13 protein-coding genes are annotated in these 15,147 nt (G+C 69.7%); 8 read left to right on the forward strand and 5 right to left on the reverse strand.

The features are described 5' to 3' along the window. Genes RI211_RS09605 through sufB form a run of 3 tightly spaced genes read right to left on the reverse strand, consistent with a single transcriptional unit; the run spans position 1 to position 2,948 of the window. Positions 1-327 carry a non-heme iron oxygenase ferredoxin subunit gene (locus RI211_RS09605; RefSeq protein ID WP_025103649.1) on the reverse strand — a complete coding sequence of 109 codons (327 nt, stop codon included), beginning with the start codon at positions 325-327 and terminating at the stop codon, positions 1-3. Next, positions 324-1,529: a Fe-S cluster assembly protein SufD gene (sufD, locus tag RI211_RS09610; RefSeq protein WP_187661631.1), complete on the reverse strand. Its 1,206-nt coding sequence runs from the start codon at positions 1,527-1,529 to the stop codon at positions 324-326. The genes RI211_RS09605 and sufD overlap by 4 nt, the downstream gene beginning before the upstream one ends. Next, complete coding sequence (gene sufB / locus RI211_RS09615; RefSeq protein ID WP_136052486.1) at positions 1,530-2,948, reverse strand: Fe-S cluster assembly protein SufB; 1,419 nt, start codon at positions 2,946-2,948, stop codon at positions 1,530-1,532. Between the two features lie 231 nt (positions 2,949-3,179). Here sufB and RI211_RS09620 point away from each other — a divergent pair, with 231 nt between their 5' ends. Both RI211_RS09620 and RI211_RS09625 read left to right on the forward strand, forming a co-directional pair. Further along, positions 3,180-4,301, forward strand: a complete 1,122-nt coding sequence (locus RI211_RS09620; RefSeq protein ID WP_292793707.1) for a COX15/CtaA family protein — start codon at positions 3,180-3,182, stop codon at positions 4,299-4,301. Between the two features lie 68 nt (positions 4,302-4,369). Further along, the gene (locus RI211_RS09625; protein ID WP_315637676.1) at positions 4,370-4,855 is read left to right on the forward strand and encodes a hypothetical protein; all 486 of its coding nucleotides are present in this window, start codon (positions 4,370-4,372) and stop codon (positions 4,853-4,855) included. On the opposite strand, the gene RI211_RS09630 is transcribed toward RI211_RS09625, so the two are convergent. After that, positions 4,801-5,706, reverse strand: a complete 906-nt coding sequence (locus RI211_RS09630) for a heme o synthase (RefSeq protein ID WP_315637675.1) — start codon at positions 5,704-5,706, stop codon at positions 4,801-4,803. The genes RI211_RS09625 and RI211_RS09630 overlap by 55 nt on opposite strands. 248 nt (positions 5,707-5,954) lie before the next feature. Here RI211_RS09630 and tkt point away from each other — a divergent pair, with 248 nt between their 5' ends. From tkt to pgl, 6 genes are read left to right on the forward strand one after another with little or no spacing between them, the layout of a single operon-like run. Further along, positions 5,955-8,051: a transketolase gene (gene tkt, locus RI211_RS09635; protein WP_315637769.1), complete on the forward strand. Its 2,097-nt coding sequence runs from the start codon at positions 5,955-5,957 to the stop codon at positions 8,049-8,051. After that, positions 8,048-9,160, forward strand: a complete 1,113-nt coding sequence (gene tal / locus RI211_RS09640; RefSeq protein ID WP_187661636.1) for a transaldolase — start codon at positions 8,048-8,050, stop codon at positions 9,158-9,160. Before tkt ends, tal begins: the two co-directional genes overlap by 4 nt. Continuing rightward, positions 9,157-10,764 (forward strand): glucose-6-phosphate isomerase, encoded by a 1,608-nt coding sequence (locus tag RI211_RS09645; RefSeq protein WP_315637674.1) that lies wholly within the window; start codon positions 9,157-9,159, stop codon positions 10,762-10,764. Before tal ends, RI211_RS09645 begins: the two co-directional genes overlap by 4 nt. A 20-nt stretch (positions 10,765-10,784) precedes the next feature. Next, the gene (gene zwf / locus RI211_RS09650) at positions 10,785-12,335 is read left to right on the forward strand and encodes a glucose-6-phosphate dehydrogenase (RefSeq protein ID WP_187661638.1); all 1,551 of its coding nucleotides are present in this window, start codon (positions 10,785-10,787) and stop codon (positions 12,333-12,335) included. Further along, positions 12,332-13,267 (forward strand): glucose-6-phosphate dehydrogenase assembly protein OpcA, encoded by a 936-nt coding sequence (locus tag RI211_RS09655; RefSeq protein WP_187661639.1) that lies wholly within the window; start codon positions 12,332-12,334, stop codon positions 13,265-13,267. The genes zwf and RI211_RS09655 overlap by 4 nt, the downstream gene beginning before the upstream one ends. Before the next feature lie 5 nt (positions 13,268-13,272). Beyond that, entirely contained in the window at positions 13,273-14,052 is a 780-nt protein-coding gene (pgl, locus tag RI211_RS09660; protein WP_315637673.1) for a 6-phosphogluconolactonase, read from the forward strand. Here pgl and RI211_RS09665 read toward each other — a convergent pair. Further along, complete coding sequence (locus tag RI211_RS09665) at positions 14,046-15,086, reverse strand: DMT family transporter (protein ID WP_280564430.1); 1,041 nt, start codon at positions 15,084-15,086, stop codon at positions 14,046-14,048. The two genes, pgl and RI211_RS09665, sit on opposite strands and share 7 nt — an antisense overlap. Positions 15,087-15,147: the final 61 nt, after the last annotated feature.

Consider the following 15,147-nt stretch of genomic DNA (forward strand, 5'->3'; position numbering starts at 1 on the left):
TCAGACTTCCTTCGTCACAGCGGGATCGATGAGCACGTCGTCGCCGTCGATCTCGACGACGTAGACCGGAACGGGCTCATATGCGGGGAGATTCTGGGGCTTGCCGGTGATCAGGGAGAACGCCGAGCCATGAGCCCAGCACTCCACCGTGTCGCCTTCCACGAAGCCCTCGGACAGCGAGATGTCGCCGTGGGTGCAGGTGTCGCCGATGGCGTGGATGACGCCCTCGCCGTCCTTGATGACCGTGATCGGCACACCGTCCGGCTCGACGCGCAGCGGCGTGTCCTGCTCCAGTTCGGAGACGCCGCAGACGCGCTGCGCGGTCACGCGTTCACCTCGGCGAGCTCGGCCTCGATGGCGGCCAGCAGCTCCGACTCCAGGTCGGGGATGCCGAGGCGCAGCACGATGTCGGTGAGGAAGCCGAGAACCACCAGGCGGCGGGCCTCGTCCTCCGGGATGCCGCGAGCCTGGAGATAGAAGAGCTGCTCGTCGTCGAAGCGGCCGGTGGCACTCGCGTGCCCGGCGCCGACGATGTCGCCCGTCTCGATCTCGAGGTTCGGGATGGAGTCGGCGCGCGCGCCCTCCGTGAGCACCAGGTTGCGGTTGGCCTCGTAGGAGTCGGTGCCGGTGGCGTCCGCCCCGATCAGCACGTCGCCGATCCACACACTGTGGGCGCTCTCGCCCTGCAGCGCGCCCTTGTAGAGCACGTCGCCGGTCGTGTGCGGACCCTTGTGGTGCAGGTACACCTGGCTCTCCAGGTGCTGGCCGGAGTCGGCGTAGGACAGCCCGTACAGGTAGCCCTCGGAGCCGGCACCGGCGAGCTCGACGCTCGGGTTCACGCGCACCACGCCGCCGCCGAAGCTCACGACGAAGTGCTTGAGCGTGGCGTCGGCCGCGACTCGCGCCTGGTGGGCGGCCGCGTGCACGGCGTCATCGTCCCACTGCTGCACGGAGACGACCGTGAGCTTCGCCCCGTCACGGACGATGATCTCGACGTTCTGGGCGTACTGCGCCGAGCCCTTGTGCTGCAGCACCACCGTGGCGGAGCTGTGCTCGAGGGCCTCGATCACGATGTGGGCATCCGCCCGGCGGTCGGCTCCGGTGCCCGTGAGCGACACGAAGATCGGCGCCGCGACCTCCTCCTCGCGCGGGATGCGGATGTGCAGCGCCTCGGAGGCGCCCTGCCACGCGACGGCGGCGGTGATGTCCTCGGCGAGGAAGACCTCGCCACGCGGAGCGGTTCCCGCCGTGAGCGGTGCGGCGACGTACTGCTCGCCGGACGTGAAGGAGTACTGCACGCCCTCCTCGCCCTCCGCGGTGCGGAACAGCGGCGTGAGCGCGGCCACCGGCGTGTGCTTCCAGTTCACCTCGCGCCCGGTCGGCGTGCCGAAGTCGTCCGGGTCGAAGGAGTGCGGGCGCTCCGAGCGGGTCTGCACCGGGACGAATCCCGCGTCCGCCACCTGTGCGGCCGGGTCGATGTGCGCGTTCGTGTGCTGCGCCTCGCTGGGCGCTGTCGTCGAGGCCGCCATTTAGCCGACCGATCCTTCCATGCCCATCTCGATGAGCTTGTTCAGTTCCATCGCGTATTCCATGGGCAGCTCGCGCGCGATCGGCTCGATGAAGCCGCGCACGATCATCGCCATCGCCTCGTCCTCGGGCATGCCGCGGGACTGCAGGTAGAAGAGCTGCTCTTCGCTGACCTTCGAGACCGTGGCCTCGTGCCCGAGCTGCACGTCGTCGACACGGATGTCGATCGCCGGGTAGGTGTCGGAGCGCGACTTCGTGTCCACGAGCAGCGCGTCGCAGCGGACGGTGTTGGCGGAGTGGTGCGCAGCGGCGTCGACACGGACCTCGCCGCGGTAGCCGGCACGGCCACCGCCACGCGCGATCGACTTCGAGACGATCGACGACTGCGTGTACGGCGCCATGTGGATCATCTTCGCGCCGGCGTCCTGGTGCTGGCCGGGACCGGCGAACGCGACGGAGAGGGTCTCGCCCTTGGCGTGCTCGCCCATCAGGTAGATCGACGGGTACTTCATCGTCACCTTGGAGCCGATGTTTCCGTCGACCCACTCCATGGTCGCGCCCTCGTGCGCCACGGCGCGCTTGGTGACCAGGTTGTAGACGTTGTTCGACCAGTTCTGGATCGTCGTGTAGCGCACGCGGGCGTTCTTCTTCACGATGATCTCGACGACGGCCGAGTGCAGGGAGTCCGACTTGTAGATCGGGGCCGTGCAGCCCTCGATGTAGTGGACGTAGCTGTCCTCGTCGGCGATGATCAGGGTCCGCTCGAACTGGCCCATGTTCTCGGTGTTGATGCGGAAGTAGGCCTGCAGCGGGATCTCGACGTGCACGCCCTTGGGGACGTAGACGAACGATCCGCCCGACCAGACGGCGGTGTTCAGCGCGGCGAACTTGTTGTCGCCCGCCGGGATGACGGTGCCGAAGTACTCCTCGAAGAACTCGGGGTGCTCGCGGAGCGCCGTGTCGGTGTCCATGAAGATGACGCCCTGCTGCTCCAGGTCCTCGCGGATCTGGTGGTACACGACCTCGGACTCGTACTGCGCGGCGACGCCGGCGACGAGACGCTGCCGCTCGGCCTCGGGGATGCCCAGGCGCTCGTACGTCTCGCGGATCTCCTCGGGGAGGTCTTCCCAGCTCTGCGCCTGCTTCTCGGTGGAGCGGACGAAGTACTTGATGTTGTCGAAGTCGATATCGCTGAGGTCGGCGCCCCACGTCGGCATCGGCTTGCGGCCGAAGAGCTGATAGCCCTTGAGGCGGGTCTTCAGCATCCACTCCGGCTCGTTCTTGAGGGCCGAGATCCCGCGGACGACCTCTTCGGAGATCCCGCGTTTGGCGACGGCACCCGCGGCATCCTCATCGTGCCAGCCGAATTCGTACACCCCCAGACCATCGAGCTCCGGGCGGTCGATCAGCACATCCGACATGCAACACTCTCCTCACAGGTCCCAAACGGTGTCATCCGCCCCGACACACCTGATCCCCGTCGAGTCTGCGGGAGCGGGTGCCGTTGGTGGGCCCTCATCACGGGCGCTTCCATCGCGCCTAAACTGTTGACGATGCTTCAGCGCTGTCAGCGCTCATCGCAACAATCCGATTCTACAGGTTCCGCCTGACGGACGGGCCGTGCGCCACGTCTTCGACGGGCCGGAGGACTTATGCCCGAGACGACCATCCCCACCGCTTCGACGACGCGGGCGACCCCCTCCCCCCGCTCCGCCGTATGGGGTCGCGCGCTCACCGTCTTCGCCTGGCTGTCGTTCCTCAGCGAGACGATCATCATCGGCACCGGCGGTGCGGTGCGTCTGACGGGCTCCGGCCTCGGCTGCACCGAGTGGCCGCTGTGCACACCCGAGTCGCTCGTCCCGATCGTCGAGGTGCAGGGCATCCACGGGATGATCGAGTTCGGCAACCGGCTGATGACCGGCGTCGTCGGGATCATCGCGATCGCCGTCGTCCTGCTCGTCCTGCACACCATCAGCGGCCGCCGGGCGCTCATCAACGCCCTGTGGTTCGCTGTCGGCGGTCTCGCCGGGGCGGCGGTCGCCTTCGCCCTGGTCTCGCTCACCGACTTCCCGGCGTTCCCCGTCGCCTCCGCCGTGCTCCTGATCGCGGTGATCGCGGCCGCGGTCCACTCGGTCCGCACGACGCCCGCCCGGCGGGACCTCGTCCTCCTCGCCTGGCTCGTGCTGATCGGCGTCGTCGCGCAGGCCTTGGTCGGCGGCATCACCGTGCTCACGGGCCTGAACCCCTTCATCGTCGGGTTCCACTACACGTCGTCGCTCCTGCTCGTCTGCATCACCGCCGCGTTCCTCGTGCGGCTGGCGACTCCGGAAGGACCGCGCGAACGGGCCGTCCCCACCTGGTTCGCGATCGTGACGCACATCACCGGCCTCGCCCTGGCCGTGACCATCCTGTTCGGCGTGCTGACGACCGGATCGGGCCCGCACTCCGGCGACGCCGACGTGCTGCGCCGCGGCTTCGACGCCACGGTCCTCGCTCATGTCCACTCCTGGCCGGGTTACATCCTCGCCGCGCTCGTGCTCTTCCTGACGGTGGCGGCCTGGGTCCTTCGTCTCGAGCCCCGCCGGTGGCTGCTCGTGCTCGTCATCGCGATCCTCGTGCAGGTCGCCGTCGGCGTCTGGCAGGCGCGAGAAGGGCTTCCGCCCGTGCTCGTGGGCATCCACATGGTCCTGGCATCGCTCTCCGCCGCGACTTACACCGTCGTCGTGCTGCACCTCAAGCGCACCGCGTCCGTCGTACCCGCCCCTGCCGACTGACCTGCCGCACAGACGATCCATAGCGCGCGCACCGGGCGCTCATCACCGCATCGACCATCGTGGTCGACATGAACAAGACACTCACCCGCAGCGCCGGGTTCTGGCTCCTCATCGTCGTCTCCCTCGCCGCGGTCGGGGTCGGCGGCTGGATGATCGCCGGACAGGTCGGCACGATGACCACGACCCTGATGGACGGCACCGCCACCGGTGTCGAGGTGTACGTCGGTCAGTCGCTCGTCGTCGTCGGCGCCGTCGTCCTCGGCGCGGGCCTGGTGGGCCTGCTCCTGTCGCTCGTCCTCGTCGCCGCGCGCACGCTGGTCGCCACCCCCGTCACCGCCGCGCCAGCCGTCGAGCAGGAGGCGTCGATCATCCAGGACGAGACGGCCGAGACGGTCTCAGACCCGCGCGAGGAGCCCGCTCTCCCGACCGCCGCCGCAGAGTTCGCAGAGCCGCAGGCCGATGCGGAGCCGGCGTCCGCGGAGCCCCAGGCCGACGAGGGTCAGAAGGGCAGCAGCGGGTCGATCGCCACGGCGACGAACAGCAGCGTCAGGTAAGTGATCGAGGCGTGGAAGACCCGCATCGGCCGCGCCTCGGTCCCCCGCACCGCCTGGTTGTACAGGCGGTGCGATTCGTAGATGAACCAGCCGCCGAACACCAGGGCGGAGACGGTGTAGACGAGGCCCATGCCGGCGATCGGCACGAGCAGCAGCGAGCAGGCGACCGTGGCCCACGCGTACAGGATGACCTGCAGGCCGACCTGCGACGCGTTACGGGTGACGCCGAGCATGGGCACGTCGACGTCGTCGTAGTCGTCCTTGTACTTCATCGACAGCGGCCAGTAGTGCGGCGGCGTCCAGAGGAAGACGAGCAGGAACAGGACGAAGGCGGGCCAGTCGAGCGATCCGGTGACGGCGGACCAGCCGATGAGGACCGGGAAGCAGCCCGCGATGCCGCCCCAGATGATGTTCTGCTCGGTACGGCGCTTGAGGATCATCGTGTAGATCACGACGTAGAAGAAGATCGCGGAGGCCGACAGGACCGCCGTGAGCCAGTTCGTGGTGAACCAGAGCCACACGGTCGACACGATCGCGAGCGTCCACGAGAAGATCAGGGCACCGCGCGGGCTGACCTCGCCGGTCACGAGCGGGCGGTTCTCCGTACGGTGCATGTGCGCGTCGATGTCGCGATCGAGGTACATGTTGAACGCGCCGGCGGAACCGGCGCTCATGGACCCACCGATGACGGTCGCGAGGACCAGCCAGAGATCGGGCAGCCCACCCTGCGCGAGGAACATGACCGGAACGGTCGAGACGAGGAGGAGTTCGAGGACTCGGGGCTTCGTCAGAGTCACGTAGGCGCTCACCGTGCGACCGATGGACGACTTCCGTACGGTCTGATCAGACATCGTCGAGATCTCGATCGCCTCCTCCGCGCGCGTTACCGGACAACCTCTCCAGTGTATGACACGCCGTGACGCCTTCCGCGCCTTCCGGCCCCCGGCCGCCGGGACCGTCACCGCTATGCTGAGAGCACTCGCGCGCCCGGTGCTGCGCACACACCCGCCCGTCCCCGGACGATGCGGGATGCGCCAGGGAAGTTGCGGATGCGCCAGGGAATACCGGCGCCCTCGAAACTGTCGGAAAGGGCATGAACGTGTCGGAATTGCAGTGGGACGAGATCGATCGACGCGCGGTGGACACCGCCCGGATCCTGGCGGCCGATGCGGTCGAAAAGGTCGGCAACGGTCATCCCGGCACGGCGATGAGTCTGGCCCCCGCCGCCTATCTGCTGTACCAGCGTGTGCTGCGGCATGACCCGACCGACACCGACTGGCTCGGCCGCGACCGCTTCATCCTCTCGGTCGGCCACTCGTCGCTGACGCAGTATGTGCAGCTCTACCTCGGTGGGTTCGGCCTCGAGCTCGACGACCTCAAGGCGCTCCGCACGTGGGGTTCGAAGACGCCCGGCCATCCCGAGTACGGCCACACCAAGGGCGTCGAGATCACGACGGGTCCGCTGGGCCAGGGCCTCGCCTCCGCGGTGGGCTTCGCCTACGCCGCCCGCTACGAGCGCGGCCTCTTCGACCCGGAGGCCGCGGCGGGCACGAGCCCGTTCGACCACTTCGTCTACGTGATCGCAGGCGACGGCGACCTGCAGGAGGGCGTGACCAGCGAGGCCTCCTCGCTCGCCGGTCACCAGCAGCTCGGCAACCTCATCGCGATCTACGACTCCAACCAGATCTCGATCGAGGACGACACCAACGTCGCCTTCACCGAGGACGTGGCCGCCCGCTACGAGGCCTACGGCTGGCACGTGCAGACCGTGGACTGGAAGAAGACCGGCGAATACGTCGAGGACGTCGCCGAGCTCCACGCCGCGATCGAGGCCGCCAAGGGCGAGACCGACAAGCCGTCGCTCATCATCCTCAAGACCATCATCGGCTGGCCGGCACCCGGCAAGCAGAACAGCGGCAAGATCCACGGCTCGGCGCTCGGCGCCGACGAGCTCGCCGCCACCAAGAAGGTCCTCGGGTTCGACCCGGAGCAGACCTTCGTCGTCGCGGACGACGTGCTGGAGCGCACCCGCGGCCTCGCGGAGCGCGCCGCCGAGGCCCGCGCCGCCTGGCAGGAGTCGTTCGACGCCTGGGCCGCCGCCAACCCCGAGCGCAAGGCCCTGCTCGACCGCGTCGAGGCGCACGAGCTCCCCGCCGACATCGCGGAGGCCCTCCCGGTCTTCGAGGCCGGCAAGGACGTCTCCACCCGCGCCGCGTCCGGCCAGGTCATCAACGCGCTGGCCGCGCAGCTCCCCGAGCTCTGGGGCGGCTCGGCCGACCTCGCCGAGTCGAACCTCACCACGATCAAGGACGCGCCGTCGTTCATCCCCGCCGAGTGGTCGACGCACGAGTGGTCGGGCACGCCCTACGGCCGGGTGCTGCACTTCGGCATCCGCGAGCACGCGATGGGCGCGATCGTCAACGGCATCATGCTGCACGGCCCGACGCGCGCCTTCGGCGGCACGTTCCTCATCTTCAGCGACTACATGCGCCCGTCCGTGCGCCTGGCGGCGCTGATGAACGTGCCGAGCATCTTCGTCTGGACGCACGACTCGGTCGCCCTCGGCGAGGACGGTCCGACGCACCAGCCGATCGAGCAGCTCGCGACGCTGCGCGCCATCCCGAACCTGGCCGTCGTCCGTCCGGCGGACGCCAACGAGACCGCCGCCGTGTGGCTCGAGATCCTCCGGCGCCACGAGGGACCGGCCGGCATCGCGCTGACCCGCCAGAACATCCCGGTGTTCCCGCGCGGCGAGGGCGAGGCCTCTGGCGACACGTTCGCCTCCGCCGCCCAGGCCGTCAAGGGCGCCTATGTGCTCGCCGAGGCGCCCGGCGGCACGCCGGACGTCATCATCGTCGCGACCGGCTCCGAGGTGCAGCTCGCGGTGAACGCCCGCGAGGTGCTGGCCGGCGAGGGCGTGAACGTCCGCGTCGTCTCCGCCCCCTCGCTGGAGTGGTTCGCGGAGCAGGACGAGGCCTACCGCGAGAGCGTGCTGCCGTCGTCCGTCACCGCCCGCGTGTCGGTCGAGGCCGGTTCCGTGCTCACGTGGCGCGGCATCGTCGGCGACCGCGGTCGCTCGGTCGGCATCGACCACTTCGGCGCCTCCGCCGACTACAAGACCCTCTTCGAGAAGTTCGGCATCACCACCGAGGCCGTCGTCGCGGCCGCCCGCGAGACCATCAAGGAGAACGCATGAGCACCCCCACCGCCCAGCTCGCCGCCGCCGGCGTCAGCATCTGGCTCGACGACCTCTCGCGCACCCGCATCTCCTCCGGCAACCTCGCCGAGCTGATCGCGTCGCGCAACGTCGTGGGCGTCACCACGAACCCGACCATCTTCGCGAACGCGATCACGGACAAGAACGACACGTCCTACGACGCGCAGGTCACCGAGCTCGCCGCGTCCGGAGCTTCCGCCGAGGACGCCGTGTTCGCCGCGACGACCCAGGACGTCCGTGCCGCGCTCGACGTCTTCCGCCCGGTGTGGGAGGAGTCCGGCCACGTCGACGGTCGCGTCTCGATCGAGGTCTCCCCCGACCTCGCCCACGACACCGACGGCACCGTGGCGCAGGCCAAGGAGCTGTGGAAGACCGTCGACCGCCCCAACCTCCTGGTCAAGATCCCGGCCACGAAGGCGGGGCTCCCCGCGATCACCGAGGCGATCGCGAACGGCATCAGCGTCAATGTCACGCTCATCTTCAGCCTGGAGCGCTACGCCGAGGTCATCGACGCCTACCTGACGGGACTGGAGCGCGCGCACAGCGGCGACTTCGACCTGTCCAGCATCCATTCGGTCGCCTCGTTCTTCGTCTCGCGCGTCGACACCGAGACGGACAAGCGTCTGTCGGCGATCGGCTCCCCCGAGGCGGAGGCGCTCAAGAGCAAGGCCGGTCTCGCGAACGCGCGCCTCGCCTACGAGCTGTTCGAGCAGAAGTTCGCCGAGAAGCGCGCACAGGACCTCCTCGCGCTCGGTGCGAACCTCCAGCGTCCGCTGTGGGCCTCGACCGGCGTCAAGGACCCGAACCTCCCCGACACGCTGTATGTGACCGAACTGGTCGCAGACGGCGTCGTCAACACGATGCCGGAGAAGACCCTCGAGGCGACGTTCGACCACGCCGTCGTCACCGGAGACACCATCACCGGCGGCTACGAGGAGGCCCGCGAGGTCTTCGCCGGGCTCGCCGAGGTGGGCGTCGACTTCGACGCCGTGACCGAGGTGCTCGAGGAGGAGGGGGTCGCGAAGTTCATCGACTCCTGGCACGATCTGCTCGCGCAGGTCACCGAGGCTCTGGAGGCACAGCGATGACCTTCGCCATCCACGCATCGGGCGCGGCGCGCGTCGCCATCGACGAGACCGTGCCGGCCCTGGTCCACGACCTCGTCGCCTCCCGCATCACCGGTGGCGACGCCACGCTCTGGGGCCCGGCCGCCGAGGCCGAAGCCGCGGTGCGCCTGGGCTGGGTCGAGGCCGTGTCGGTCTCCCGCCCGCTCGTCGCCGAGATCGTCGCGCTGCGCGAGGAGCTCGCGGCGAAGGGCGTCACCCGCGTGGTCCTCGCCGGGATGGGCGGCTCCTCGCTCGCCCCCGAGGTCATCGCGCAGACCTCCGGCGTCCCGCTCACCATCCTCGACTCCACCGCCCCGGGTCAGGTGCTCGCCGCCCTCGACGAGGGTCTCGCGGAGACGGTCCTCGTCGTGTCGTCGAAGTCGGGCTCCACGGTCGAGACCGACTCGCAGCGCCGGACCTTCGAGGCCGCCTTCCGCGACCTCGGCATCGATCCCACCGAGCGGATCGTCGTGGTCACGGACCCCGGCTCCCCGCTCGACACCTCGGCACGCGAGGCCGGCTACCGGGTCTTCAACGCCGACCCGAACGTGGGCGGCCGCTACTCGGCGCTGACCGCCTTCGGCCTCGTCCCCTCGGGACTCGCCGGCGTCGACATCGACGAGCTCCTGGACGAGGCCGAGGCCTCGCTGCTCGAGGTCGCCGTGGACTCCGCCGACAACCCCGCACTCCGTCTCGGAGCCGCGATCGCCGCCACGAGCCCCCGCCGCGACAAGCTGGGTCTGATCACCGACGGCACGCACATCAAGGGGCTGCCGGACTGGATCGAGCAGCTGATCGCCGAGTCCACGGGCAAGGAGGGCACGGGCATCCTCCCGGTCGTCCTGCTCCCTGTCTCGCCGGAGCTCGACCCGGTCCCCGCCGACCTCCAGATCGTGCGTCTCGTCGACGACGCCAACGAGTTCCACCTGCACGAGCGGCACGAGGGCGAGATCCTCGTCAGCGGCACGCTCGGCGCGCAGTTCATCGTCTGGGAGTACGCCACGGCGATCGCCGGGCACCTCCTCGGGATCAATCCGTTCGACCAGCCCGACGTCGAGTCGGCCAAGGTCGCCGCCCGAGGTCTGCTCGACGCCCGCCCGGAGCCGACGGCTCCCGCGTTCGTCGAGAACGGTGTCGAGGTCCGGGTCTCCGACCCCGCCCTCGCCGCGTCGGGAACGGTCGAAGGCGTGCTGGACGCTCTCTGGGCGCAGCTCCCCGCCGACGGCTACGTGTCGATCCAGGCGTACGTCAACCGCCTCGAGGTGCCGCAGCTCCAGGGTCTGCGCGAACTCGTCGCCGCCGACTCGGGGCGCCCGACCACGTTCGGCTGGGGACCGCGCTTCCTGCACTCCACGGGCCAGTACCACAAGGGCGGCCCCGCCCAGGGCGTGTTCCTGCAGATCCTGGAGCGCACGGACGTGGACCTCGAGATCCCCGACCGCCCGTTCACGTTCGGGCAGCTCATCCAGGCGCAGGCAGCCGGCGACGCGGGTGTGCTCGCGGAGCACGGACGGCCCGTCGTCTCGCTGACGATCACCGAGTCCTCGGACGACGTGCTCGCCCTGTTCGAAGCCGCACAGAAGTAATCGCAGGAGAGCCCCCACCGATGTCTGTACCCATCTCGCGCGGGCACAACCCGCTGCGCGACCCCGACGATCGTCGTCTCAACAGGATCGCGGGGCCCAGCGCCCTCGTGATCTTCGGCGTGACGGGTGATCTGTCCCGCAAGAAGCTCATGCCGGCGGTCTACGATCTCGCGAACCGAGGACTGCTGCCGCCCGGCTTCGCGCTCGTGGGCTTCGCCCGCCGCGACTGGGAGGACCAGGACTTCGCCCAGGTCGTCTACGACGCGGTGAAGCAGCATGCCCGCACGCCGTTCCGCGAGGAGACCTGGACGCAGCTGCTCCAGGGCATCCGGTTCGTCTCCGGCGAGTTCGACAACCCCGACTCCTTCCGCAAGCTGCGGGAGACCGTCGAGAAGCTCGACGTGGAGCGCGGGACCATGGGCAACCACGCCTACTACCTCTCCATCCCGCCGAAGGACTTCCCGCTCGTCGCGAAGCAGCTCAAGGACTCGGGCCTCGTGGGCGAGGACGCGGACGACGACGAGCGCTGGCGGCGCGTCGTCATCGAGAAGCCGTTCGGGCACGACCTCGAGTCGGCCCGCGCTCTCAACGCCGCCCTCGAGGTCGCGTTCCCTGCGGACTCGATCTTCCGCATCGACCACTACCTCGGCAAGGAGACGGTGCAGAACATCCTCGCGCTGCGCTTCGCCAACGAGCTGTACGAGCCGATCTGGAACCGCAACTACGTCGATCACGTGCAGATCACGATGGCCGAGGACATCGGCGTCGGCGGTCGCGCCGGGTACTACGACGGGATCGGCGCCGCACGCGACGTCATCCAGAACCACCTGCTCCAGCTCCTCGCGCTCACGGCGATGGAGGAGCCCATCAGCCTCTCCGCCGAGCATCTGCGAGCAGAGAAGGAGAAGGTCCTCGCCGCGGTGCACGTGCCGGAGGATCTGTCCCTCGCCACCGCGCGCGGGCAGTACGCCGGAGGCTGGCAGGGCGGTGAGAAGGTCACCGGCTTCCTCGACGAGGACGGGATGGACCCCGAGTCGACGACCGAGACCTACGCGGCGATCAAGCTGGAGATCGACACCCGGCGCTGGGCCGGCGTGCCGTTCTATCTGCGGACGGGCAAGCGCCTGGGCCGACGCGTGACCGAGATCGCGGTGGTGTTCAACCGCGCACCGCAGCACCTGTTCGGCCGCGGCAACGCCTCGGAGCTCGGTCAGAATGCGCTCGTGATCCGCGTGCAGCCCGACGAAGGCGTCACGATCCGCTTCGGCTCGAAGGTGCCGGGCAACGGGACGAACGTCCGCGACGTGACGATGGACTTCGGCTACGGCCACGCGTTCACGGAGGCGAGCCCGGAGGCGTACGAGCGTCTGATCCTCGACGTCCTCCTGGGCGACCCGCCGCTGTTCCCGCGGCATGAGGAGGTCGAGCTCTCCTGGAAGATCCTCGACCCGGTGGAGAAGTACTGGGCCGCCCAGGGCGGTCCGGTGGAGCAGTACGCGCCCGGCTCGTGGGGACCGGCCTCGGCCGACGACCTGCTGGCCCGCGACGGACGAGTCTGGAGACGCCCGTGATCATCGACCTTCCCGACACGACCGTCAGCCAGGTCGCGAAGCAGCTCGTCAAGGTGCGCGAGGAGGGCGGCGCCGTCGCCCTCGGCCGCGTCCTCACCCTCGTCATCTCGGCCCGCAAGGGGGTCGCTGAGGCCGCCATCGATGCCGCGAACGATGCGTCGCGCGAGCACCCGATGCGCGTGATCGTGCTGACCACCGGCGACGGCGAGTCCCGACTGGACGCGCAGATCCGCGTGGGCGGCGACGCCGGTGCGAGCGAGGTCGTCGTGCTGCACGCGCACGGCGACGCCGCGAGCAACGAGGAGAGCCTCCTCACCGGTCTGCTCCTCCCCGACGCGCCGGTGGTGGCGTGGTGGCCGGATGAGGCTCCCACCGCTCCGGCGACGTCGCCTCTCGGCCGGATCGCCCAGCGCCGGATCACCGACGCCGCGACGTCCCCCGACGTCCGCGACCGGCTCGCGCTCCTCGGGCGCACGCACGCCCCGGGCGACACCGACCTGGCCTGGACGCGCCTGACGCACTGGCGCGAGCAGCTGGCCGCGGTGCTGGACCAGCCGCCGTACGAGACCATCACCGCCGTCGAGGTCCGCGGGGCGAGCGCCTCGCCGTCCACGGCGCTGCTCGCCGCCTGGCTGCAGATGGCACTCGACGTCCCGGTCCGGTGGTCGTACGAGGACCCGGAGCACTGGCAGGAGGGCATCAAGTCGGTGCGCCTCACGCGCGAGTCCGGCGACATCCTGCTCGAGCGGCCGTCGCCGGGCGTGGCCGTGCTCACCCAGCCCGACCAGCCTGACCACGACCTCCACCTGCCGCGGCGCACGCTGCGCGAGTGCCTTGCCGAGGAGCTGCGCCGGCTCGACCCCGACGTCCTGTACGGTCGAGTGATCACGGAGGGCTGGGAGAAACTCGGTCCGCCCGAGACAGGAGAGTGACCTCGATGCCGGGATCGTCCGCAGAGAAGCGGGTCGTGGTCGAATCCACCCCGACCACCCTCGCCCTCCGGGTCGCCGATCGCTTCCTCACCCGCGTCCGCGCGCGCACACGCAACGGCCGGCTGGCTCACATCGCCCTGACCGGCGGGTCGATGGGCGGCGCCGTGCTGCGCGCTGTACGGGAGAATCCGCGAGCCGCCGAGATCGACTGGTCGCTCGTCCACTTCTGGTGGGGCGACGAGCGGTACGTCCCTCGGGACGACGCGGATCGGAACGCGCTCCAGTCCCGAGAGGCGCTGCTCGACCACATCGACGTCCCGGCGGAGAACGTGCACGAGGTCGCCGGCTCCGACAGCGGACTCGACCTCGATCAAGCCGCCGCCGCGTATGCCGCCGAGCTCGCCCGTTTCGGCACCGAGGAGCACCCGTGGCCGTCGTTCGCGGTGTGCTTCCTCGGCGTCGGTCCCGACGGTCACATCGCCTCGCTCTTCCCGGACCGCGAGGAGGTCACCGTGACCGACGCCGCGGCCCTCCCGGTGCGGGACTCCCCCAAGCTTCCGCCCGAGCGGGTGACCCTCACCCGCCCTGTGCTGAATGCCTCCAAGCGCGTGTGGCTGGTCCTGACCGGTGCCGACAAGGCCTCCGCGCTGGGCCTCGCTCTCGCCGGCGCCAGCTACACGAGCGTTCCGGCAGCCGGGGCGAAGGGACGCAAGCGGACGGTGTTCTTCGTCGACGAGGCGGCGGCATCCGAGGTCTCACCCGACCTCATCGACCAGGCCTACTGAGCGTCGGGGTCGCGCGTCTCGCGCGGGTCCGACTGCTCCGGCGCGCCCGATGACGGCGCCGCAGGCGGGGCCACGGGATCACTCCCCCTGGTGATGCCGAGGTCCTGGCTCTCGCTGAGGACCTGCGGATGGAACCGGGCGAGCCCGACGACACCCCAGACGGCGATGCCGCCGGCGACTCCGAAGATGATGAAGACCCACCACGGCGCCGCCGCGGCCTCGCCGAGCACGAGCATGCCGATGAGCACGGCCACCATGGGGTCGACGACCGTCAGGCCCGCGATGACGAGGTCAGGGGGACCGGAGCTGTAGGCGGTCTGCACGAAGTACGCACCCACCGCGCCCGCCGAGAGCAGCGCGAGCAGGCAGACCGCGGTGATCCACTCGAACTGGCCCGCCTCGATCCGCTTGATGATGACCTTCGCGAGGGTGGCGACGAAACCGTAGAGGATGCCGGCGCCGATGATGTAGAACAGCGCCCGCATCCGGTGCCGGAGGATCAGCCAGCATGCCCCGAGCACGATGATCACGACGAGCAGGATCGCGAGGATGACGAACAGCTCGCGGTCCGTGACCTCCTTCTCCGTGGCGTAGATCGCGGCGAAGAACACGAAGAGGAAGATGCCGCCGACACAGGCGATGATCGCCGTGAGGGATTGCCGCGTGGGAGCGTGACCGGTGATGCGGGCGTTCAGCAGCGTCGTGATGACCAGCGCGATGGCACCGAGCGGCTGCACCACGATCAGCGGCGCCTTGACGAGGGCGGCGAGCTGGCAGACGATCGCGAGACCCAGCATGAGCGTCCCGACCACCCACGATGGTCGCGTGAAGAGCCGCTTGAGCTGATCGAAGCTGAGGCCGGCGGCGCCGTCGGAGCCACTGAGCCGCTCGACCTTCTCCACGCCCCGGTGCTGGTACTGCGCCCCGAGCGACATGAACACCGCGCCGGCGAGGGCCAGCGGGATGCCCAGGAGCAGGCCGGGGTTCTGGAACGCTCCGACCAGCTGGTCGCCGACGTCCTCGACCGTCCCCATCCACACCCCTGCGCTCACAGTACGACCCTACCCGGAGAGTGCCGCCGACTAGGGTTGTGAC

The sequence above is a fragment of the Microbacterium meiriae genome, assembly GCF_032364335.1.
Classification (GTDB): Bacteria; Actinomycetota; Actinomycetes; order Actinomycetales; family Microbacteriaceae; genus Microbacterium; species Microbacterium meiriae.

Bases quoted from the DNA above. Each gene is read 5' to 3' on its own strand.
- RI211_RS09620 (WP_292793707.1), top strand. From the start codon at position 3,180: ATGCCCGAGACGACCATCCCCACCGCTTCGACGACGCGGGCGACCCCC.
- RI211_RS09630 (WP_315637675.1), bottom strand. From the start codon at position 5,706: ATGTCTGATCAGACCGTACGGAAGTCGTCCATCGGTCGCACGGTGAGC.
- RI211_RS09645 (WP_315637674.1), top strand. From the start codon at position 9,157: ATGACCTTCGCCATCCACGCATCGGGCGCGGCGCGCGTCGCCATCGAC.
- sufB (WP_136052486.1), bottom strand. From the start codon at position 2,948: ATGTCGGATGTGCTGATCGACCGCCCGGAGCTCGATGGTCTGGGGGTG.
- RI211_RS09665 (WP_280564430.1), bottom strand. From the start codon at position 15,086: ATGGGGACGGTCGAGGACGTCGGCGACCAGCTGGTCGGAGCGTTCCAG.
- tal (WP_187661636.1), top strand. From the start codon at position 8,048: ATGAGCACCCCCACCGCCCAGCTCGCCGCCGCCGGCGTCAGCATCTGG.
- RI211_RS09625 (WP_315637676.1), top strand. From the start codon at position 4,370: ATGAACAAGACACTCACCCGCAGCGCCGGGTTCTGGCTCCTCATCGTC.
- sufD (WP_187661631.1), bottom strand. From the start codon at position 1,529: ATGGCGGCCTCGACGACAGCGCCCAGCGAGGCGCAGCACACGAACGCG.
- pgl (WP_315637673.1), top strand. From the start codon at position 13,273: ATGCCGGGATCGTCCGCAGAGAAGCGGGTCGTGGTCGAATCCACCCCG.
- zwf (WP_187661638.1), top strand. From the start codon at position 10,785: ATGTCTGTACCCATCTCGCGCGGGCACAACCCGCTGCGCGACCCCGAC.